The 22,370-nt window shown below is 52.2% G+C and carries 20 protein-coding genes and 1 pseudogene; 9 read left to right on the top strand and 12 right to left on the bottom strand.

Going from position 1 to position 22,370, the window contains the following annotated elements:
* Positions 1-106: 106 nt before the first annotated feature.
* Complete coding sequence (locus GKR98_16460; GenBank protein QMU59632.1) at positions 107-1,207, bottom strand: substrate-binding domain-containing protein; 1,101 nt, start codon at positions 1,205-1,207, stop codon at positions 107-109.
* Between the two features lie 215 nt (positions 1,208-1,422).
* Here GKR98_16460 and GKR98_16465 point away from each other — a divergent pair, with 215 nt between their 5' ends.
* Positions 1,423-2,058 (top strand): TetR family transcriptional regulator, encoded by a 636-nt coding sequence (locus GKR98_16465; GenBank protein QMU60146.1) that lies wholly within the window; start codon positions 1,423-1,425, stop codon positions 2,056-2,058.
* 776 nt (positions 2,059-2,834) lie between these two features.
* Here GKR98_16465 and GKR98_16470 read toward each other — a convergent pair.
* Genes GKR98_16470 through GKR98_16480 form a run of 3 tightly spaced genes read right to left on the bottom strand, consistent with a single transcriptional unit; the run spans position 2,835 to position 6,733 of the window.
* Positions 2,835-3,605, bottom strand: coding sequence for a hypothetical protein (locus GKR98_16470; protein QMU59633.1), 771 nt, complete (start codon positions 3,603-3,605; stop codon positions 2,835-2,837).
* Entirely contained in the window at positions 3,602-4,552 is a 951-nt protein-coding gene (locus tag GKR98_16475) for a hypothetical protein (GenBank protein QMU59634.1), read from the bottom strand. The genes GKR98_16470 and GKR98_16475 overlap by 4 nt, the downstream gene beginning before the upstream one ends.
* 3 nt (positions 4,553-4,555) lie before the next feature.
* Positions 4,556-6,733 (bottom strand): decarboxylase, encoded by a 2,178-nt coding sequence (locus GKR98_16480; GenBank protein QMU59635.1) that lies wholly within the window; start codon positions 6,731-6,733, stop codon positions 4,556-4,558.
* 171 nt (positions 6,734-6,904) lie between these two features.
* On the opposite strand from GKR98_16480, the gene GKR98_16485 reads away from it, so the two are divergent.
* Positions 6,905-7,600, top strand: a complete 696-nt coding sequence (locus GKR98_16485) for a cyclic nucleotide-binding domain-containing protein (protein QMU59636.1) — start codon at positions 6,905-6,907, stop codon at positions 7,598-7,600.
* A 68-nt stretch (positions 7,601-7,668) separates the two neighbouring features.
* Here GKR98_16485 and GKR98_16490 read toward each other — a convergent pair whose 3' ends face one another.
* The 8 genes and pseudogenes from GKR98_16490 to GKR98_16525 form a co-directional block, all read right to left on the bottom strand.
* The gene (locus tag GKR98_16490) at positions 7,669-8,910 is read right to left on the bottom strand and encodes a TULIP family P47-like protein (protein ID QMU59637.1); all 1,242 of its coding nucleotides are present in this window, start codon (positions 8,908-8,910) and stop codon (positions 7,669-7,671) included.
* Positions 8,897-9,808: a TULIP family P47-like protein gene (locus GKR98_16495; protein ID QMU59638.1), complete on the bottom strand. Its 912-nt coding sequence runs from the start codon at positions 9,806-9,808 to the stop codon at positions 8,897-8,899. Before GKR98_16495 ends, GKR98_16490 begins: the two co-directional genes overlap by 14 nt.
* Positions 9,809-9,847: 39 nt before the next feature.
* Positions 9,848-10,399, bottom strand: coding sequence for a TULIP family P47-like protein (locus GKR98_16500; protein QMU59639.1), 552 nt, complete (start codon positions 10,397-10,399; stop codon positions 9,848-9,850).
* 60 nt (positions 10,400-10,459) lie between these two features.
* Complete coding sequence (locus GKR98_16505; protein ID QMU59640.1) at positions 10,460-12,169, bottom strand: TULIP family P47-like protein; 1,710 nt, start codon at positions 12,167-12,169, stop codon at positions 10,460-10,462.
* A 108-nt stretch (positions 12,170-12,277) separates the two neighbouring features.
* Positions 12,278-12,931 (bottom strand): hypothetical protein, encoded by a 654-nt coding sequence (locus GKR98_16510; protein QMU59641.1) that lies wholly within the window; start codon positions 12,929-12,931, stop codon positions 12,278-12,280.
* Between the two features lie 195 nt (positions 12,932-13,126).
* Entirely contained in the window at positions 13,127-13,750 is a 624-nt protein-coding gene (locus GKR98_16515) for an FCD domain-containing protein (protein ID QMU60147.1), read from the bottom strand.
* A gap of 50 nt (positions 13,751-13,800) precedes the next feature.
* Positions 13,801-14,826 carry a gfo/Idh/MocA family oxidoreductase gene (locus GKR98_16520; protein QMU59642.1) on the bottom strand — a complete coding sequence of 342 codons (1,026 nt, stop codon included), beginning with the start codon at positions 14,824-14,826 and terminating at the stop codon, positions 13,801-13,803.
* Positions 14,823-15,913 (bottom strand): annotated as a pseudogene (locus GKR98_16525) (isocitrate/isopropylmalate dehydrogenase family protein). Before GKR98_16525 ends, GKR98_16520 begins: the two are co-directional and overlap by 4 nt.
* A gap of 134 nt (positions 15,914-16,047) precedes the next feature.
* Here GKR98_16525 and GKR98_16530 point away from each other — a divergent pair.
* The 7 genes from GKR98_16530 to GKR98_16560 all read left to right on the top strand — a co-directional run bounded on the left by GKR98_16530 (position 16,048) and on the right by GKR98_16560 (position 22,335).
* Entirely contained in the window at positions 16,048-17,055 is a 1,008-nt protein-coding gene (locus GKR98_16530; GenBank protein QMU59643.1) for a tripartite tricarboxylate transporter substrate binding protein, read from the top strand.
* 204 nt (positions 17,056-17,259) lie between these two features.
* Positions 17,260-17,625, top strand: a complete 366-nt coding sequence (locus GKR98_16535; GenBank protein QMU59644.1) for a hypothetical protein — start codon at positions 17,260-17,262, stop codon at positions 17,623-17,625.
* Positions 17,626-17,878: 253 nt separating this feature from the next.
* Positions 17,879-19,393: a transporter gene (locus GKR98_16540; GenBank protein ID QMU59645.1), complete on the top strand. Its 1,515-nt coding sequence runs from the start codon at positions 17,879-17,881 to the stop codon at positions 19,391-19,393.
* On the top strand, positions 19,393-19,674 hold the full coding sequence (locus GKR98_16545) for an antibiotic biosynthesis monooxygenase (GenBank protein ID QMU59646.1): 282 nt from the start codon (positions 19,393-19,395) through the stop codon (positions 19,672-19,674). Before GKR98_16540 ends, GKR98_16545 begins: the two co-directional genes overlap by 1 nt.
* Positions 19,671-20,468, top strand: a complete 798-nt coding sequence (locus GKR98_16550) for an MBL fold metallo-hydrolase (protein ID QMU59647.1) — start codon at positions 19,671-19,673, stop codon at positions 20,466-20,468. The genes GKR98_16545 and GKR98_16550 overlap by 4 nt, the downstream gene beginning before the upstream one ends.
* A complete protein-coding gene (locus GKR98_16555) occupies positions 20,465-21,694 on the top strand; it encodes a hypothetical protein (protein QMU59648.1) in 1,230 nt (409 codons plus the stop codon). Before GKR98_16550 ends, GKR98_16555 begins: the two co-directional genes overlap by 4 nt.
* Positions 21,691-22,335, top strand: a complete 645-nt coding sequence (locus GKR98_16560) for an aldolase (protein ID QMU59649.1) — start codon at positions 21,691-21,693, stop codon at positions 22,333-22,335. Before GKR98_16555 ends, GKR98_16560 begins: the two co-directional genes overlap by 4 nt.
* The last annotated feature ends 35 nt before the right edge of the window (positions 22,336-22,370 follow it).

The following is a 22,370-nucleotide window of genomic DNA, read 5'->3' on the forward strand; positions in this document are numbered from 1 at the left end:
GGAATTCCTTCCGGTTCAGGGGACCAATGTCTCTCGCCAATTGTTCTTGGCTGTTCTTATCACATGTAGGTGACCAGCCCGAACGGGACGGGCTGGTCAAAGGATATCACTTGTAGACGATGGGCCCGTTGGAAGGACCCCAGAAATCGGTCCAGTCATAAGTTGGGACGTTGTCGATATAGTTCGTCTTGAAGGCGGCTGCGTCATCCGGTGTGACGAAGATTGACGGGCCGTTGAACTCGCGATGTTCGTTCGGCTCGTCCGACGGTTTAAAGTGTCCGGTCGCCGCGTGATAGGCGAGTGCAGCTGTAATCCCTCCGCCCCAGTGCGGGTTCGTGAATACAGTGGCAAGGATGTCTCCACGTGCGACAAGCTCAACAGCTTGTGGGTTGCCGTCATAAGACACGACCGGCATGCCTTCGATACCTTCGGCACGCAGCGCTTCGAGAACCCCATAGGCAATAGTGTCGTTGGCGCAGTGAACGCCGGTGATCTCGTCACCGTAGCGGGTCAGGAAAGAAGACATGACCTGGTTGGCCTTTTGTGTATCCCAATCAGCGGGTTGTGCGTCCAGAAGTTCGACGTTTGAGTAATCCTTGAGCGCATTCTTGAGGCCGTTTAGACGTTCGATGGCCGGATTGTTCGATGCGATGCCACCCAGATGAACGACACCTCCCTTACCGCCCATCGCGTCCAGAAGGATGCGCGCGGTTTGTTCGGCGGGACCTTCGTCGGACCAGCTCATGTGGCTTACGTAGTTGTCGCCGAAGTCCCAGGGGTGCAGATCATCCGTCTTGTTCCACAAGGTCGAAACATATGCTCCGGCGGCGACGCAAGCCTCGACTACCGGACGGGCATTTGGTGCGTCATTGGTATCGATGGCAAGTGCGAGGTCGCCGTTTGTTTTCGATAGAAGCGCTTTTACGTCCGCCAGGGACTTCTCAGACGAACCTTCGTTGATGAGGTGCGTAAGGAAGTCCTTGGATTTGCCGAGACTTTCGACGAACGCTTCTCCGCCCGACACGATCTCATTCCAGTAGGGGTTTGTGCGGTTTCGATATGACCAAGCGACTGCCGGGTCGGCGATTGCGGCGCGTGCCATGCCTGGCCCCATGAGCCCCACGGCGGCAACGCCGCCAAGGCCATAGGCCGATGCGAGCAGAAGATCTCGGCGATTAACCGTTTCCTGGTCGATGAATTTTTTGATGAACTACATTTGGTCCTCCCATTTGATCCCCGTGTCGGGGGCGCTCCGATCTTGAAGCGCTACGGTATAAGTGTTCGATTCGATAAGTAACGCACTAGTTAGTTACTTCCGATTTCTCTTTATTGTCAAGTCGGGTATAACGAATCAAAATCTGGTAATGATCCGGATACAGGCGACTGAATTTCAAAGCCTTGGAGGAAAGGGTAGGAAAAGGGATGGCTAAGACCAAACAGAGGACAAGAGACGCCGATGCCACCAAGGCGCGAATCCTCGATGCTGCAAAGCAAGAGTTTGCGAAACTAGGGTTGGGCGGCGCGCGGGTCGATGAGATTGCTGACCGAGCAAAAGCCAATAAGAGAATGATCTACCATTATTTCGGAAGCAAAGAGGATCTCTTCAAGGTCGTCATGGAAGAAGCTTACATCGGCATACGCGCCGCTGAGCAAGAACTGGAGCTGGAGAACATTCCTCCGCGTGATGCCCTGAAAAGGCTGGTTATTTTTACTTGGCAGTACTACCTAGAAAATCCCGAGTTCATTCGACTTGTTAACAGCGAAAACCTGCACCAGGCCCGGCATATTCAGGGATCGGACCGATTGCAGGATGTCAGTCGGAAATTTACGGATATGGTTGGCGAAATCCTGAAGCGTGGCGAGGCAGATGGTGCATTCCGAAAAAACATCGATCCGATAAATCTAAACATCACAATTGCGGCGATTGGGTACTATTATTTGACCAATCGCTTCACTGGTTCGTTTTTGTTTGAACGGGATTTCATGGTGCCTGAGGCATTGGACGGCCGGCTTGAATTCAACATCGAGACGATTATGCGTTTGGTTGAATCTGAATAGCGGAGACTGAATTCAGCGCCTCGGAATCGTTGATTCGGTATTGCCAAAATTACGTTTATTGGGCGGAGTTGGGCAGATTTGTAAAGCTTCAGATGGGCAATGTCAGAATAAACCGCCGTGAGACGGGTTGGGGCGGTTGCATAGCATCGTCAAATGACCAAATCCAACCAATTTCACATTTAATGACGAGTCCAGAGATCATCCGTCTGGCAGTGATTTTGCATATTAGCTTCTCGCTGTAACTTTGATACGTTGAGGATCTTCTCCACTAGCGTGGCATCGAAATCAGTCATTAGTCAGTCCGGTTTTGGTGGAACAGGTTTGGCCCGATGCTTGCGGGCGAGATTAAGAAACGTAGAATTCATGGATTCCGGTCCAACAAGTGGAAGTGGTATCTGAACGCACCGGAACAACAAACCACCGGTCGCTGGGTGAACAATCGCGTGGAGAATTCGCACCTGCCATTTCAACGACGAGAGCGGGCCATGCTGCGGTTTAGGTAGATGCGTTGCTTACAGAAATTCGCTTCCTTCCACACCACGGTCTACAATAATTTCAACCAAAATCGGTTACTTTCTAGCCGAAACACTTTTAAGCTGAACCGAACCACCGTTTTTGCCGAATGGCACAACCTTTGCGGCGCACAACGGACAGTCATATTGCCGTAGCAGAAACTGGTTCGCATCGGTCTGACGCCACCGCCACCTCAAAGCAATCACTCAGATTTTTGCCCAGAGCGCTTTCCAAACTGTATCAAACATCTGCTCAGCGCATGGTCAAAGGGTGACCACCTTGACGGGTGAGCTTAGCCCCTTCAAGTCCAGTGATTGGGCATTTTCCGTTGAAATGTTAGCCGCTGACGCCAATGCATCTGAAGCCAGCGCCTGACCACCATCGGCAACTGACGCAAGTCGGGCCGTCACATTCACCGAGTGTCCAAAGATAGAGATGTCACGGAATGTGCCTTTCCCTGCATCGACGGTTCCAATGTACACTGGCCCGGTGTGCAATCCTGTGCCGGCTGGTACCTCACTATTGCCAGCAAACGCTGCTCCCAGGGCTTTGGCTGCAGCGACTGCTTTTTTTGCATGATCCGGACCGGAAAACCCGGGCGGCCAGACTGCAACCACGCAATCACCATAGAACGCCATCACAAACCCATCGTTTTTGGTGATGACGTCCGTGGCGCGTTTCAGGAATGTGTTAATCCGTTTCCCGACATATTCGGCGGAAGAACTTTCCGCAGTGCCGACAGAGTTGCGAACGTCGACATAAAGGATAGACATGTCGACTTCGGCTCCACCCGGAAACGCGTCTAAAAAGCCATCGCAGGCATTGCAGTAATGCGGGTTGCGTGAAGATGGGGCTTTGCCGCGTTTGGACATGATCCATCCGCCAATTCCGCCAAAGGGGACCAGACACATGCGGCAACGTGGTGCCGAGGGCAGCATCTTGTGCATTCGATGCTGTTTTTGCAAATCAGGATGCCCGGGACCGAACACCGTTGCCCAAAGTTCGGTATTGCCTTCGGTTTGCTCGTAACTCATGGAGCGGATCCCCAATATTTCTTCGGCATGGGGAAGATGCCGAACACGTCGTAATCTGTGTTAGGGATCCGGTCGGGAGTGTTTATCACAGCAGTGCAATACATGAAAGTCGAGCCCGCTGTGATGGCGCGTGCGGGTGTGATGCCGCGATAAAGAGCACTGTAACTTTGACCCTTAGTCAAAGGCGGTTCTGGCGGAATGGTAATGTCGCCGGTATCGAGATCTCGAACATGGATGGACGGAATGGTGATGACGGTTCCTGCGGTTAGCAATGTGTCTTCAAGCCAATCAACTGGTGTCACCGGGTCTGGATCGTGGCCTGGGTCAGGGCTTGGTGGAATTGCCAGTGATCCGACGAAATCAACATCGGGACCAAACGAACGTGTTTCAAATTCCGAGCTGGAAAGCATCGCGATCTGTTTGTTTGTGATATGAGCTTCGCTGCCTTCACCCCAAAGGAAATAGGTAGCAAAATCAGGCAGTTCTTCGTGATGTGCGTAGGGTCGAAATAGCACGATCCGTTCAACTGTTACGGTGACATCCGTGATTGCCGGAATTGCCCGATCGCATTTCCATGGGAAGAAATGCGGTGGCATTTGGTCTGGCGGTGGAAAAGGTCGCATGCCGACAAAGATATTGCCGCGCAGTTCTTTCTTGGATCCATCCGCATTTCCTGCGGCGACAGAGGGGATGGAAAACCAATCGGCTTTGCCGTCGCTGTTGCAGAAGAACAGAGCCTCGTCCGGATATTCTTTTCGCAGATCGCGGAGCGCATCGTCCTTGCCATTTAATGTAATCTTGAAGATCAGCTGATACTTGTGCAGTTCACAGTGAAACTGCGCCATATGAACCGCGAAATGAGTTTTATCGCCGACCAGAACGAAGGCGTGCTGGTGGGGAATGTTTTTGACATCGGGTTCCGGCATATGCGGCTTCATGTGGACCATTGTTCAGCTCTTCTTTGGGGGCAGTGGTGTCAAACCGTGCCTGTGAACGATTTTTTCGACAGCTTCTTCGACAACGTCGCGAAGGGTGTCCCGCAAGTTGGGAATAAAGTTGCCTCGAGCGGTGTTGCTTATCCATGGATTTTGCATGGTCGAAATCAAGAATCCGACGTTTACCCCAGCGACTGGCGTTGCACCGGCGCGCTGAACGAAATGATCGCAGAACTCTTGCCCATGCATTTTGGGACTAAAGCTGTGCTCCGTCAAAAACAGCCGTTGAATAGGGACATGATAGTTTGGATTTTCTTGGATGCTGCAAGAGTCGAAGATCATCTTATTAAGCTCATTCATCCAAGCCAGATTTGTGTTCAATCCTTCCGCGGAGCGAAAGTTGAAAGCATAGCTGAACACCGTCAAATCCGGTCCCAGTTCATCAAAAAGCTCTTTTAGTTCAGGATCATCCCGAAGATTCTGCTCTAGCACATTGTTGTTCAGGCCAACGATTTTTTCGTCGATCAAGGAGCGCTGTTCGGCGATTTCAACCGGAGTCTTGCCAGCCCTTTCGGCTGGCAAAGGCTTAAATGGCGTTACTTGGAACGTGTCGTTCCTGTCGGCCATTGTAACAATGGCTGCATAGAACCGTTTTGCGTTAAACAGGCAGCGGCCTAGCAGATCGCCGTAGCCCATTTGGTTGGTCGGGATCGACTGATGCGATAGATAAACGGCTGTCGACGACGCACCAGGGCTTGACCCCGCAAGCGCGCATGCGCCCATCGTTCGAGCATCGCCGCCGTGATAAACGATATCGGCAACGACAGTGATCATACCCGGCATAGCGCCATTGCGATAACAAAGAGCGCCTGCAGGGTAGGGGATAAAGCCTGCCTTGTGAGGATCAACTGTGATTGTATCTGCACCGCCCAATGCCCGGAATTGACGTTCGACATAATCACTCATCGGGGCCAACGGACTGGTTGCGCCAAATGGGCCGACATTCGCCGGGCGCAGAATTGAGGCGAAGTAACCACCCCAGGCCGCATCTGCGTGGACAGCAAAATCTAATCCCTGGTCCCGGTATTCCTCGCGGATTTCCAGAATCTCAGCTATGGGATCAACGGCGCTTTCTGTAGTCGTGCCCATGACTGCAACCACCATCAATACCGGGCGTTTCTCCGAGAGGCATTCACTAAGGGTGTTGCGCAGCGAAATCATATCCATGCGTCCGTCATTATCGACGGCCACAGGGATCATTTGGTTCATCCCTATGCCAAGTATGCTGGTCGCGCGTTGCCAAGAATAGTGCGCGGTGGCGGGAACCAAAACGACGGGCGTTGGTGTTCTGGACTGGGCCGTCCTGAAGAAATCCATCAAACCCGTTGTTTGCACGGAGAAATCTTCCAACGCCGCCGCCACCGTTTCTGATGGAATGCCTGCCGCTCCAGTAAGGCGTTTTGGCAGCGCCAACATCTCGTCCACCGCGATATTTATCAGCTCCCACTCTGACAACTGGACGATGGGCGCGCGACGACCATCGCAGGTTTTGACCGTTAGTGCGCGAGCTTTCTCAAACGCCTCGTTGGTACGAATGGCATGAGCCAATGCGACCGCTTGAAAACGTAGATTCCTGGCTGCCCATGCAGCTTCGACATTTGCGATGGTTCCACCAGCGGCAATGTGCCCCCAGGGCTTAGGATCAGAGGTTGTGTCGTACCCCAGCATCTCGCAAAGTTGCTGACCGACAACATACTCGATTGCCGTTGTGACAGGCGAGGCTTCGGCGGCCGCCTGGTTCTGGTTGTGCAACAAGCCTGCCAAATAACCTACAATGCCCGGCAGGGTGATGTCCCAATACATATGCGATTGGTTGCGGAAACTGGAAAGCGGGATCGACCCTTTGAGTTTGTCGTTTAGGTCGCGCAGTGCCGACCGCATCTTTTCGCTGGAATTGGCAAAGTCTGCGTTGCGGTCTTCTGCATAAAGAAAATCCGGGTCGTCCGGTTCATAGGCGCGTCGGTTCTTAACGTGGCCAGCAAGTGCTTCTGTCAACAATTCTTGCAAAAGCTCGGCATTTTCTGCATTTCCGCCCAGAAACCATGCTTCAGAGCCCACCGGGCGAGGCTCGGCGTTGGATAGGTCTTGAACTATGCCTTCAAGCGCGTTGGGCCGGGGATATTTGCGTGTCATTCCATTCCTAGAACTAATAAGAATCAGCGCTTTACGGCATTACCTGCAGCTTTTCTGCTGATACTTTAGTGAAGCGATGGGCCTTGGTCTATATCTCTGTCTTGCACACTTAATTTGACGCAAACATGGAAGTAACTTGACCAAAGGTCGGTGCAGCTTCGATATGTGCCCATGAATATTCGAAATATCAAAGATATCATGCAAGACAGTGTTCTGGCTGCGTCGATGGATCTAGCCGACTGTCGGGCGCTGTTTGCTGATGCGCGGCGAAGAACATTTGATCCTGGCCAGATGATTTTTGCTGAAGGTGAACCTGGAAACATGGTCATGTTGATCGAGACCGGTCGGGTTGAGGTTTCTGTGACATCGGCGTCTGGCCGCAAGTCAGTTCTTGCACATATGGGTCCCAGTGAACTTTTGGGCGAGATCGCTGCTTTGGATGGCGGAGCACGCAGTGCAGATGCTATCGCGGCTGGTACCGTCTCCGGGCTTGTATTATCCCGCCAGAACCTGCTCGCATTTGTGGCAGAGCGGCCGAATGTGGCCCAGGCAATTATCACCGAGCTTTGCCGGAAAGTTCGCAATGCTTCAGATATGTTTGCCACCCAATCCGTTACGGAAGGCGGGCCGCGATTGGCGCGCGCACTTTTGCAATTATTTGATCGGTGGGGCGAAACTGGACCGGACGGGGTAGAACACTTGAAAGAACGTTTCTCGCAGGGAGAGATTGGTGAATTCAGCGGTTTGGCCAGAGAGAATGTGAATCGACACATCAAGACCTGGGTGAAGCAGGGGTATCTACGTTCGGAAAGTCGCCAATTGGTATTGTCGGATCGTGAGGCACTGGAAGACATGATCGGCAACTGAGGCAGCATGTTAGACTGCGAGTGACCCGTGAAAGTCGGTTGGTCAAAGTCAGCAATATATTCCATTCCTTAGACCGGACGGGTGTCCGTGATGACAAAGGCACCATCCATGACCCCGTGACCGACCGCGAAATCGCGCACACCGGACCATCCGGTAGCTTCGACAGTCGGTGTTGCGATCTTTTGCATTCCCAGGGCAAGGCCCTTTGTCAGCTTAGAAATAGCCTTCCCATTCAGCAGTACGATCAGCCGGATCAACCAACCAATAAGGATTTCTGAAACGATACCCATCGAAACTTCGTGGCGTTCTTTTGGGCTTGGATCGGATTTGAAGGTCATTGTTTGGGTTTTTTTGTCGAAATGAAACTTCATTGAGGCCTGGTACCAACTGGTCAGCACGGCGCCCAGTGGCAGATCTGCCGTTGTCACTGCTTGAATGGAAAGGGCTTTTTGCGCTGCAGCGATACGAAGCCCTTTTATTATGGGTTCCACCGTCCAAATACCTTTTCGTTGCTTACCAAGGATTATGTGTCTGGCGTTGTGCACCGCACCACTTTTCAGAGTGAACTTTGACTTTGGTCGGAAGTCACTTTGCACGACCGGCAAGAGCAAGCGTTCGTTGAAGAACCTGCTTGAGAACGCCAAATAGGCACCCCCCTTCGTTGCGATCAGCTTTGGATCGATGTTTCGCAAAGGTTTGACTTTGTTGGACAACGCACCTGCGATTGCCAGATAGTGACGATCGTCCGCTGTGGCTATGTTGGCCCAATCGTGGTGCGGCATGTCAAAAACAGCGCCTTGGGTGGAGCCTCGCGTTTTGACCGAGGCAAAGACATAACTCACATCTGCGGCATGGGCAGACAGGCAGGCGGCGGCAGCAGTCTTCAGGATTTGCTTGTGGGCAGCACTCATCGTCTCGGCAGGATCTTCAATATCCAATCCGATAACGCCGTCGCCGGCCTTCGCACTTTCTTCGAAATCAAAGCGAAGTTCCTGACTGCCGGGATTATCCTTCATCGGCAACATCGATAGCGAAAGTCTGGCCAACAGAGTGACGCCAGATATCTTCAATGGACGTCGATGGCCGGGGATGCCTTTGAGGGTTGCGTTTTCAATTGGAATTGCCACTTCCAAAAGCGAGACTGAACCGCCCGGTCGGATGGACCAGATGCCAAATTTTCCAGTCAGATGCAGGGGGTCACCATCATAATCGAACGTAGTGATCAGCTGATTATGGCGCGCAGCCATAGCCTTGTTGACCAATGTCACATCCGCAATCGTCAGCAGATCCCATCCCTCAAGCGACAACATGAAGCTTCTCCTGAATACGTGCCGCCATCCGGTCGGCAAATTGGTTTTGAAATGCTAGGGCAGGGGGCATGGCGCCCAAGGCTTGCATCGGCGTGTCGACATATTCCCCGCCAATCTGAAGCGCGTAATTTAGGCCCGCAAAATCGGGCTGGAAACTGCCGTTTGCGCCCCAAGTTACCGCTTCGTCCAAGTGGGTCGTCAACAGATCAATCGGCGGACTTTCTTCGCCGGACAAAATCCGGGCGGCCATAACTGCGGTAAAGGCAACCATGGAGCCATACAAAGCCACGTAGACCGGCGCAGCGACGGTCATGCCAAATCCCAGAGTGCAAATTGTCACCGCAACGGCGATCACAGCCGCCAGAATGCCTAGAACAGCTTTGGCAATCTTCATCCCTTTGGAAACTTCTTTCCATTTCTCTTCTTCAGGAGTGCCAACCTTTTCAACTGCGATGGTCTTGCCACCGTCATCGCGATCTTTCAGGGCGATGGAGTAGCGCCCGCGGGTGCGACAGTGCCCCCAAACTCCCGGAATGATCTTGGTCCGGGTGTGGGCGGTGGTGTCGATGTAGCCCTGCCCCAGGCGAAGCTCGAGGTATTCCAGCCTTGGGTCGTAGGTTTTGCCTTTGTGCTCAACTGCTTTGAGCATTGGTTTGCGGTTCAGCGTAATTCCCTCGTCGTCGTCGAGATAGTCAATGTCCTTGGCCTTCAGACCATCAAAGGTAACAGGCAAAGCGGGGGCAAGAACGTCCCGGATAAATCGACGGCGAGACAGAAGGAATCCAACGTCAGAACCATCTGGAATAACGTCAGCTTCGATCTGATTTAACAGACCATCTGTGGCGCGATTCTGGGTCTGGCAAAGCACGCCCAACGTCGAGCGTTCTGGATTATCCATATTGCGGCCAAAGGCATAACTGATGGCTGTTGGCTTTAACTAGGCGAAATCTTCACCGTGTTCCACCGTGCGATATAGTGTGATGGCCGCGAAGATATGGGTGAAACGAACAAGGTTGTCTTGCAGCCAAGATTGCAATGCGGCCCCGGCATAGCCTTCGTCCATGATGCCCGAGCCACCTGTGATCTCGACGCCGGTAACGCGTGCTGGAAGTGTTTTGTGGTCTCCGTCGGTGTCCAGAACCAGCAACATCGTTTGCTTTGGCATTGCCGCGCATTTTGCCGTGTCTTGTTCAAGAGGCAACAAGTCCAGGCGAACATCTACACGGGCGGTGGCCTTAGCGAATTTTTTGACTTTACTGCCATAGTCGATGGTCAGATCATTCAGATCCATGTCCAAGGTCAGGATTTTGCCATCTCCGTCGGGGCTGATCTGCCACGGCTCAAAGTCTGCCGATACTGATACGTCGTCATCGCCAAGCTGCGAAAACCCGTCCGGCGTGGTTTGCCCGATGACGATGGCTTCGTTTAGGGTATCTATGTGAATTGAGGACACCATGTCCCATCCACGTGCGGTGGTTGTCAGCGGCATTGCATCGCTCCAGAATTTCAGTGTGTGGGGCGGCGCATTTCAGCGCCGCCCGAGGCTGCATCAGGCCGTGAAATGTGCCTGTCCAAGAGCTTGCAGAGAGCCATTGAATTGTAGTTGATCGACTTCAAACCCGGTGTTTCCGGGGAAAGAAACCGGGGTCATGACCTCGGTCGTGAACTCGCGGAAATTAGGAAGTTCCTTCTGCGCGTCCTTGTCGGCCATGATCGGCAGGAATTGCTCGTAAGCAAAACCAATTCCAGACATCATTCCCATGATGACAGCACGCCGCGCCGTGATCTGGGCCATGACCCATTGGGACATTGTCACAGTTTCGCCAGAGGCAACTGCCGCAGCCGGTCCGGCACCAGCGGCGGTGCCCGCAGCAATATCGCCAGCAGTTGGAGCGGTGGTTTGGACCATCTGCCCGGCGACCGCTGCACCGCCTTCGGTGGCTTCTGCGGCTGTGCCAACCCATTTCATATAGCCCCACTTCATTGCCGGAAGAACAACGGCCAGAATAGCCAGACCCAAGAGAACGTAGTAGATCACTTTCGCGGCCTTGGTTTTTTCGACCGTGGCGTAATGATGGAAAACCGTCTGATTTGGGTCATCCGGTTTGACTTCCGGGGCAAGGCTGAACTTGCCATCCACCAGCTTGGCCATCGAACGCGAACGGATGTCATGGTGAATGGTCACCAGCCACCAAGCGCCCCATTTATTGTAAGGATGCCAAAGGTTCTCAAAGCTGACGTCAAGGTAGCTGTCGCCTAGGCGGGCAACCAAGGTGTTGGCAGGTACTTCGACGCGAACGCCGTCTTTCCCCTCTTCCAGTATCATTTCTTCAATATAGAGATCGGCGGTATTGGTGACCGTGTTATCCAGGTCTGCCAGATCAAAGTAGTCATCTGGCCAGACTTTGGATCTGTCTTCCTTGACCGGGCCAGTGAACAAATCTTTCATGCTGTACAGGATCATCTTTCGCAGGAAACGTTCCTTTGAGATCAAAAAGGAACCGGTCTTTCCAGCTGTGAGAGTATCCGGGGAAATCATTTGGGCGCGATGGGCGCTTTCGCGTCCTTCGGTCATACAAAGAACGCCAAATACGCCGTTCTCGACTGTGCCATCGTCATAAACAGCATAGCTTGTGTCGGTTGGGCGCAGCCACTGAAAGTGCTCTTTGTCGGCTTTGGAGTTCAAGTTGACTGTCGCGAAGACATGGTCGAATTCTTGGGCGTTTTTGTTCAGCCAGGTTTCCATCAGCCCACGCAAATAGAAGTTTGTTGGTGTGTCCGTTTCAGAGCCATCGTATTCGACCGACTCCACTGTAATGAGCGGAACACCATCAGACAGAAAACTATCTTTCGGTGCGATCAGCCTGAAGGCAAAAAGTTCTCCGCCCTGGTCACCGCTGCCAACGGGGACTGGTTCCAGTGCAACTTTAACCGTGTAGACAACGTTAGTGCGGGTCTGGTCGGTTTTTCCTGTTCGGGTTAATGTGACGGTTGGTACCGGGATTTCCATCATTATCAGGCGTCCAGCGCCACCACCCGTCAGTTGCCAGTCTCCGAACGGGCCAGTTATCGTTGCGACGTCTCCGTCGGTATCAGTGGCACTTTCGCTGAAGTCATCCGGACTTGCCCCAGACGCGACAATGGACGAATTCACATTGGCGTAGCGAATGCCAAAAACTGTATCCCAGCCTTCCAGCAGATCGCCAAACTCCATCGGTGGGGAACCGAGCGTTGTCGCCTCGGTTAGGTGCATGTTCATGATCAAAGCTCCTTTGCTTATGCAAAGGCAGTCTGTCCGCAATGAAAAACCGCCGCTGTGATGACAATCACAGGCGGCGGTAATTACTTGTTAAGAAATGTGAGAGACTTAACTTAGTCGGCGACGCAGACCCAAAAGCGCAAGGCCGGTAAGCAACAAAACACTTCCAGCGGGGAGAGGGACATGCGTCACCGGGGGGACATATTTGTCAGCGGTAATTGTTATGCCAGTGTCATATACTGCGTTCTCTATCCAGCTGGCTTGTGGCGAAAATCCGTTGTCGAACGTTTCCATGAATCCGTCGCGAATATACGAAACGCGTCCGTCGCCTTGGAAGTCTGGAACAGTTGTGCCCCACCATCCTCCAAAGCCCTCGCGCCACGAGATCGACAGAGAATAGATACCGGCGACCAGATCAAGGCCAGCACCGAAGAACGTTTGCTCGCCGCCGCCGGAAAATAGTGCGCCGTCTTCAAGAGAGGCGATGCTGATGCCATTAATGACATCGTTGCGCGTCAAGAATACTTCGCCACTGCATGGGTCATTCAGACAGATGAGATCGATCGACATTGCGACGCTTTCCAAGTCTTCATGCACTTCGAAGACCACCCCTGCGCCGTAGTACTGCGCCGATGGTCCCAGCGAGGATACGCCGTCCTGCTCCCCTTCGACTGATAGGGCAGTCGAATTAACAACCGCTGCTTCTGCAGTTCCACTTAGGAATGCAAAACTAACCAAGATACATACATAAATATTCTTCACAACGCTTCCCCGTTCCATACACGAGGTTCAAAGCACATGTTTAGATGGCCTGTCTGTGATGCACGTCACAGATGCGGTACTCTAATCCATTTTTGTGTTCGATATCAGTTGTGTGGTAGGTTTTTTGCAATCAGCGAAAAGGGAATGTCTGCTTTACCTGTCAGGGTATTTTACGGCGTCTTTTCAAACTAAAACCTAAATTCTATTCAAGCGGTGCTTCTCAAGCAGTCCAATAATCAGTGCCTTGGCAGTTTGTCGGTGACCATAGTGAATAATGGCCGCTTTTTCCGCGTCGCCCGACTTGATGGCCTCATACACCTGGCGATGATCTTCGTTAGAACGAGATGGAACTGGACGCATGAACAACGTGATATGACGGGCGCGGCGCACTTGATCGCTCATCATCGCGACAATCATTTGAACGCGGGAGTTTCCACCCAAGCGGACCAATTCCCTGTGGAACAAGTCGTCGGCGTCTGCCCACTTTTCCAATGCATTCTCGGCGATGGCCATATCCATATCTTCGATGGATTTGGCCAATGAGCCTAGCTCTGCCTCTGACAGGTTCTGTTCGGCTGCTTTTCTTGCCGCCAAACTCTCCAACTCGGTCAAAACGTCGTAAATCTCGCGCATATCATCCACGGAGACGGGTAGGATGCGCACGCCTTTTCTAGGCCGGAGTTCGAGCAACCCCTGACTTTCTAACGTCAACGCCGCTTCACGGATTGGCGTTCTAGACATATCCAGCCGATCAGCCAATTCGCTTTCAAGATGATCCGAGCCCGCAGGAAGATCGCCGGAAAAGATCAACTCGCGCATTTCCTTTATGGCGCGCTGGGTATTGGAGGGTGGCTTGTCGATCTGAGTTTTCACAGGCGCTCCAGATGTAGTTTCTTTTCTGTTTCGGCCGATGAGTAAATCGCCTCTTCAATGTTGATGACCTTTAGATACTCTTGCGCAGTATTTTCCAATGGGGAACCGTCCAGTAGGGCGGATACGACGTGTTCTTGCAACTTATGCACACAGTCCCCTCCAAATCCTTCCCAGCTATCGGGCGGCAAAAGACACCGTCGTTCGGTGTCTTTGAATGCTCGAAACCAAAGCGACCCGTCGCCTTGCAAGGTGACTGAACCTTTGGTGCCTTCCACCAATGCTTCACCCATTGTCCGGCGGTGGTTGTCGGCTGCATGATCCAGATGGCGATTGCCGTCGAGCAACGCCCGAACTCCATTCGTGTGGTCCAGCAATACATAGCCTGCGTCTTCGCCCGCGATTTCAGGATTCATTCTGCGCAAATCAGCATAAACAGCGATCGGGTCACCCAGCAAAAATCGAAATGTGTCGATCCAATGCACAAGCGTTTCGTGCACAAGAAATTTTTCCATGCTCTGAAAATATGGTTGCCGATCCATGTAGGCATCGGCGCCCTGACCGTCTCCTGGCCGAAGACGAAATGTGATTTGGTGCAACTTGCCGACCAAGTCAGATCTCAGGATGTCGTTTAATTTTCGGTACCAAGGTTGGAAGCGAAAATTCTCATGAATAATGATCTCGGCACCGGCTTCCTTGGCCAATTCAACCATCGCTAAGGCTTCTGCTTTGTTTTCGCAGAACGGTTTTTGACAGATCAGTGTTTTCACGCCAAATCTTAGTGCGGTCTTTATTGTTTCGGCATGAACGACGGGCGGTAGAATGATGTCGAGCAGGTCTGGTCGTGTTTCTTCGATCATGGTTTGAAGATGGTCATAGGCTGGTAAACCAGTTGCGTGCGCACCATCGATATCGCGGTTGCACGAACCAACCAAAGTAACGCGGTCCATGCGGGCCCAACTGCCATAATGGAACTGGCTAAAGTAGCCAGCCCCAACACAAGCAACACGCAGGGGTCCGGTCATTCTATCCTCAGTGCCGATTGGACCGCGATTGCGGCCTCGATTGTACTGGCATTTCCGCCCAGATCACGCGTCAAAACTCTGCCCGCAGAGACGACCATTTCGACAGATTCGCGCAATTTCGCACCGTCAGTCACCAAGTCATCAATTTCGTGTTTAACCCCAAGCCACTCCAGCATCATGGCTGCCGACAATATCATTGCAAATGGGTTTGCAACACCCTGGCGGCAATATCGGGCGCAGAGCCATGGCACGGCTGAAATACCGCGTGTTCGAGACCGATATCCGCCGAAGGGGCTAAGCCAAGTCCGCCCATCAAACCCGCGCCAAGATCTGACAGAATATCGCCAAACATGTTTTCAGTAACCAGCACGTCGAAGTCCCAGAGTTTTTGCACCATCCATAGTGCCGTCGCATCGACATAGGCGTGATCTGCGTTCAAATCCGGAAACTGCTTTGCCTCAGCATCGAAAATTTCGCGAAAGAATGCGAATGCCCGAAAGACATTTGCCTTGTCGACACAAGTGACTCGACCAGGCCCTCGGCCTGACTTTTTGCGACTAGCTGCCAACTCGAATGTGAACCTGAATAGTTTTTCGGAGATATCGCGCGTAATCAACAAGGTTTCGCGAGCATCATCTTGAGTGACCTGCCCGTTGCCTTGAGAATAAAACAAGCCTTCGGTGCTTTCGCGCACCAACACGAAGTCTATTTCTTTACCCTTGGGGATATTCAGAGGGCTGGCTTGGCCTGCGCGAACTGTCACGGGGCGGATGCCCGCGAAGAGAGTCAGTTCCTTTCGGAGGTCAATTTGCGGCGAAATTTCTGTGCCGTCCGTGTAGCGAACGTCAGGAAGACCCATCGCAGATAAAAGAATCGCGTCGGATTTTCGAGCGATTTCCAATGATTCCGCTGGCAGAGAATCGCCTGTTTCAGCGTAGTGCGCCGCGCCTGCTGGTGCAGATGTGAAACTCAGCGAATAACTATCTGATTTCTGCGACAGCAATTTTAGAATCTTTACCGTAGGATCAATGATTTCGGGACCGATGCCATCGCCATCAAACACCGATATTGAAAGACTCTTGGTCATTGCCGTAGCCGGAAATTGAAGGTGATAGATGACATGTTTGTTCCATTTCGAAGTATTAAAGTTGACAATGCATTAATTAACGCATACGCAAAAAAAGTCAATAACAAACGCACTGTTCGGGAGGACGACACAAAATGAAACTTGGAATTGCAAAACTTGCTGGCGCCGCTGCTCTGTTTGCGGGTCTGGCCACCGGTGTTGCTGCGCAGGATTATCCGTATCGTGACATCACAACTGCGGTTGTTTTGGGGGCCGGAGGCGGTACCGACTCGATCAATCGCATGATCATGGCGGAAATGGAGAAACATCTTCCAGTCTCGATTAATGTTATCAACCAGACCGGCGGAGTCGCAGGTTCGAATGGCATGGTTTACGTGATGAACCAGCCAGACGACGGCTACACCTTGGTCGGTCTTTCAGAATCGAATGTGACTGCTGCGGTTCAGGGTGGATGGGATAAAAAATTCGACTACTGGTATCCGTTCATTGTGGGAGGTTCTCCGGACTTGATTTCCGTGCCAGCTGAAAGTTCTTACAACACTTTGCAGGAATTGGTAGAAGCGGCCAAAGCGGCACCAGGCTCAATTCCGGCCGCAGCGTCTGGCGCAGGCTCCATTCACCATTTGAATTTGCTAGCCATCCAAAATGGGGCAGGGGTTGAATTTAAGTTCGTGCCCTACAAGGGTTCTGCACCTGGTCAGGAAGCGGCTATCGCGGGCGAAGTTGCATTGGTTGTGACCTCACTAGCTGAACAAGCTGCACTGATTGAGGGCGGCTTACTGAAGCCACTTGCAATGCTGACACCAGATAGCGTTGAAATTGGCGGAAGCTCTGTGCCATCGGCATTTTCGATTTATGATGGACTGGACAAATACCTACCGCTCAAGCAAGCCATTGGCTTTGCAGTGCATAATTCCGCATCGGATGATGTAAAAGCCGCGTTAGGTGGTGCATTTGAAAAGGCAATTGCATCTGATGTCGTTGCCGAGTGGGCGGCGGCGAACAACTACGACGTTGGCGGCCAATACGGTGAAGATGCACAAGCGTTGTTTGCCAACCTTGAAAGCACATTTGCTTATACATTGAAGGATCTTGGGGTTACGACAGTCGACCCAATGTCGTTGAATATAGCAAAGCCCTAATGTGCCTTTGACAATAGACTTGGAAAGGCGCGGATCGACCGCGCCTTTCGCCTACGCGGCGGAGTGAAGAACTTGAGCGACCCCCATGACAAGGCTGTCTTAAGAGCGAGAGACTTTTGGAGTGCTCTCTTCTTGATTGTCATTTCTGTTTTCTTTCTTTGGCGCACTTCCTTCATACCACTGTTTGGTAGTCACCGTGCCGGCGTGAGCGGGGCGGATTGGTATAACTCGGCGGCCATTGTTCCTTTGGGAATTTTTGGAAGCCTTTTCGTTCTTGCGATTGCCTTACTGATAATCGCCGTGCGAACCGGGGGCGCGCGTGTTGCACTGACCGCAGTAGGTATTGGTTGGAACCGCGCTGAGGCGCTTCGTTTTGCGACCATCGGTGCAATCTTGTTCTTTTATATTGTCGGGCTTGTGCCTCGCGTTGATTTCATCATTGCGTCGGGACTTTTGATCACGGGTCTGATCCACGGTTTCCATCTTGGCAAACCGGAGAGAATGAAGTTGGTCGCCGTTGTGATCTCGGTTGCGGGTCTTTACGCATTGGTGTCCAACTTTCCCCAATAGGAATGGTCGCAACACGATGATGATCTAGTTTCGCTTGTTCTTTGGATACTTTTGATGATCTGGGTCGTCATCCAGCATAGGAGCACGATACTGACCTGGGTCATTCCCGCCATCGCGATTTTGGCACCTTTGATTTTGGTATGTGCCATGGCTTTTGGGTTTCGGCAGAACGTTCCAAACCGAGGTGGACTGATCTTTAAGCAGATCGAATACCATTACTATGTAACGCTGCGACCGATTTGGAGACCCTGACATGGAGTTTGTGTTTTCCCAACTGTCAGGATTTGGCAGTGCGTTGTTCGGTCTTGTCATTGATCCACTAACTTATGTTTATCTTGTTACGTCAGTTTTCCTGGGCATCACTTTTGGGGCTCTGCCAGGCCTGACTGCTACACTGGCAGTGACAATCCTAACCGGGTTCTTTGGCAACAAAGTGCCATTGGATTACTCGCTGATCGCGCTGTTGGGTGTTTACGTCGGTGCTATCTACGGTGGATCGTATCCATCGATCTTGCTCAATATACCCGGCACGGCCGCGAGTGCTGCGACGGCCATGGATGGATATCCGCTTGCGAAATCTGGTCGTGGGGGAGAAGCCCTGGGGCTGACAACGACGGCGAGCTTTATCGGGACATTAATCGGTACAATAGCTTTGCTCATTTTTGTCTGGGTGCTGCTTTTAATCTCAAAGAACATAGCAAGCCCAGAAAAAGCATTGTTGGCGCTGTTCGGAATATTATTGTCCGGCACGCTTATGAGTGAAGACTTGGTAATCAAGGGTTGGATCGCCGGTTTAATTGGACTTGCAATGGCGATGGTCGGTCTGGATCCGCTGTTGTCCGAGCCACGCTATACATTTGGCTGGTCCTACATGCTGTCTGGCTTCCAGGTTGTGCCGGTATTGATGGGTGCTTTCGCGGTGCCGCAGATTATCGAAGGGCTGAGGCACGTCAAAACAGCCGATATATTGGCCTTGCAGGGCCGGATTATGCCCAACTTGGCGGCGGTACGCCGACATCTTCCGACGATCACACGTTCTGGAGTTATCGGGACTGGTGTTGGCGCTCTTCCGGGCGTGGGAGAAGATGTTGCCGGTTGGGTCAGCTACGGAGTTGGAAAGTCGGTTTCTCAGGATGGTGAAAACTTTGGAAAGGGTTCAATCGATGGCCTTTTGTCCTCAGAAACTGCCAATAATGCATGTATAGGCGGGGCGCTCATACCGCTGTTGGTTCTTGGTATTCCGGGGTCACCACCGGCTGCTGCCTTAATGGGTGCATTCAAGATCAACAACGTAATTCCCGGTCCGACCATCGACCCTGATTTGATCTTGCGTGTCGTTGCAATCATGGTGCTGGCATCACTGACAATGTTCATTCTAGGACTGTTTACGGCCAAGGTGTTCATCCGCATATTGCGGATCCCGCAAACGGTGTTCCTGCCGATCGTGATGGTGTTGACTGCAATTGGGTCATTCAGTGTTGGTGGAGGGATCAACGATCTTTATTTAATGTTGGGTGTCGGTTTCTTTGCTTATTTCATGAACTTATTGAAGTATCCAATCGCGCCGCTGGTCATAGGTGTAATATTAGGTGGCCTGTTCGATGAGACATTCCGCCGCTCGCTATTGATTTCAGACGGGGATTTATCTGTCTTCATTTCTCGCCCAGGAGCGGCGATCCTGCTTACTCTCAATATTGCTTTGATCTTGGCGCAAGTGCCTTTAATGCGTCGCGGTTTTGCGGCGCTTCGCGGAAAGCTGACAATCTGATGTATGTCGTTACAGTCGCATTTGAAATCGAACCGGGCCAAATGCAGGCGTTTCTTCCGTTGATGAATGAAAATGCGCGAACATCAAAAGATGTTGAGCCTGATTGCTTGCAATTCGATGTGTGTGTGGATGATGCAGGAGTTTTTCTGTACGAAGTTTACCGACATCGCGAAGGGTTTGACGCGCATCTTAACAGCTACCATTTTCGCACGTTTGACGCCGCTGTTGCCAGGATGGTGACTGGCAAACAAGTGCGTGTCTTTGAAAGGGTGACGAGATGAGCGATTGGGAAATTTACGCCATCAAGTATGCCGACAGAAATGCGCGGACCCGTGCGGACAGTTTCATATTTGATGACAACCACGACGCCCCGCACCCACTGGACTACTTTGTCTGGCTGCTTCGTTCCGGTGATCGAAATATTTTGGTCGATACAGGATATGACGAAAAAGAGGCTTTGGATCGCGACCGTCCAATTCGAAGAAGTCCAGTTGAAGCCTTGGCGCCATTGGGGTTGATGCCACAGGACATAGACGAAGTGATCGTCACACATCTTCATTATGATCACGCAGGTGGATTGGCCCTATTTCCCAATGCGCATTTGCACATGCAAGCGGCTGAGATGGAGTTCGCGACAGGACCGTGCATGTGCCACGATGGGCTTCGAATGCCTTTTTCTGCGGCCCATATTTGCGAGGCTGTGACGCGGCTATATCGCGGCAAGCTGACGTTTCATGACGGGGACTCCGAAATCGCAGATGGAGTGACGGTTCATTGTATCGGCGGGCATTCTCGTGGCTTACAAGCAGTTCGAGTGCGAACAAAAAGCGGATGGATGGTGTTGGCATCGGACGCAGCGCATTACTATGAGAACCTCTGGTTTCGAAAGCCGTTCCCGATCGTCGTTGATCTTGAGGATATGCTAAAGGGGTTCAGTCTTTTGGAAAGCCTCGCGTCGAAGCGCGAGCTGATCATACCAGGGCACGATCCCTTGGTATGCAGCTCATTTGGCAAGGGTCCAGCCGATCACATTTTCCGGCTGGACGGCGGTCCCAAAACTGAGATCCGTCTATGAAAATTGGTGTCATTGCCGATGATTTTACGGGCGCCTCCGACATAGCGCTGACTTTGGCTGAAGCGGGCATGTCTGTGGCGCAGTTCATTGGGTGCCCCAAGGATGATCCCGAGACGGAATTGGAAGTTGGTGTCGTTGCGTTGAAAACCCGCACAGCGCCGGCGACGCAGGCCACAAACGAAAGCCTCGAGGCGTGTAATTGGCTATTAAAGAATGGCGCTGAACAGATTGTTTTCAAGGTATGTTCTACGTTTGACAGCACTCGGGAAGGCAACATCGGACCAGTTCTGGAAGTATTGGCTGAGCGTCTTGGCGCAAGCAGCGTCGTTATTTGCCCAGCCTATCCCGAGAACGGCAGGAGCGTTTATCAGGGGCATTTGTTTGTCGCGGATAAATTACTGAGCGAAAGCGGAATGCAAAACCATCCGTTAACGCCTATGAATGATCCGGATTTGCGCCGGGTGTTGTCGGCGCAGACCAGTTGGCGCGTGTCTCATATAGGGGCACCGACTGTGGCGCAGGGGCCGCACGCCATTCTCGAGGCGATGCCGGTCGAGAAGTCTATGGTCATTGTGGATGCCATCTACGATGTCGATCTGCTGACCATCGGCAAGGCAGCACGTGGTGCAACTTTGCTGTGTGGTGGCGCTGGCATTGCATTGGGGTTGCCCGCCAATTTTGGAGCTGTTCCATCGCTCCCCAAATGGTCTGCGGTTGAGGGCCGGGGCGTGGTTTTGTCAGGCTCCTGTTCCAAGAGAACCCGCGAACAGGTCAACACTTATTCGGCTATCGCGCCTGCAAAAGAAGTAACCGCCGAAGAGGCGGTTTCAGGTTCCGTGACGATAGAAATGCTCGCCGAATGGGCTGAAAAACAAACCAAGCCACCCCTTATCTACTCTTCAGCAGATCCTGATGTTATTCGTGCCGCTCAAAATGAGTTCGGCAAAGAAAATTCATCAAAGGCCATTGAAGATCTATTTGCCAATTTGGCCTCCGAGCTCGCAGGGCGGGGCTTCAGGCGGATTGTTGTGGCGGGCGGAGAAACGTCGGGGGCGGTGGTCTCTGGTTTGGCAGCTCGACAATTGAAAATTGGGCCCAGGATTGCCGCCGGCGTGCCCCTGGCCCTTGTCCCCGAAAGTGGAATTGCCGTTGCATTGAAGTCGGGAAACTTTGGTGACAGCGACTTCTTTGAAAAAACGCTGACAATGATGGAGACATCGGCATGAACGAGCAGGTTCGGGCGCGCGAAGATATCTGTAAGATCGCGAAGTCGATGTTCGACCGTGGTCTGACCTGTGGCGCCTCCGGGAATATTTCGGTGCGGTTGTCCGATGGAACACTGCTGGTAACGCCGACAGGCAGCTCCATGGGTTTTCTTGATCCCGCGCGCATCAGTCATCTCGATAACAATTTTAGACTTGTCTCAGGTGATAAACCGACCAAGGAAGTTCAGCTCCATAGCGCTTTTTATGATACTCGAAATGGTACGGGGGCCGTAGTTCATCTGCATTCTATTCATTCGGTTGCGTTGTCGATGTTGCCGAATATAGACCCGGACAATGTCCTTCCAGCGCTCACGCCATATTCAATCATGCGTCTTGGGCGGGTTAAGCTGCTGCCGTTTTTTCTACCGGGCGATAATGCCATGGGGGAAGCGGTGCGGGGGCTGGCTGGAAAAAGATCCGCGGTCTTATTGGCAAATCACGGGCCTGTTGTTGCAGGAAAAGACCTCTGGGCAGCCACCTACGCAATTGAAGAACTGGAAGAGACAGCCAGACTTGGACTGATGACCCGTGGAATGAACGGCATTGGCTTGTCGAATGAGGACATTGATAATGTTGTTCGTTCATTCGATGTCGATTGGTGAGACGCTGCAGTGTTTTTCGCGAAGAGTAAAGAAGC

Origin of the sequence: Boseongicola sp. (assembly GCA_014075275.1) — a bacterium.
Taxonomy (GTDB): domain Bacteria; phylum Pseudomonadota; class Alphaproteobacteria; order Rhodobacterales; family Rhodobacteraceae.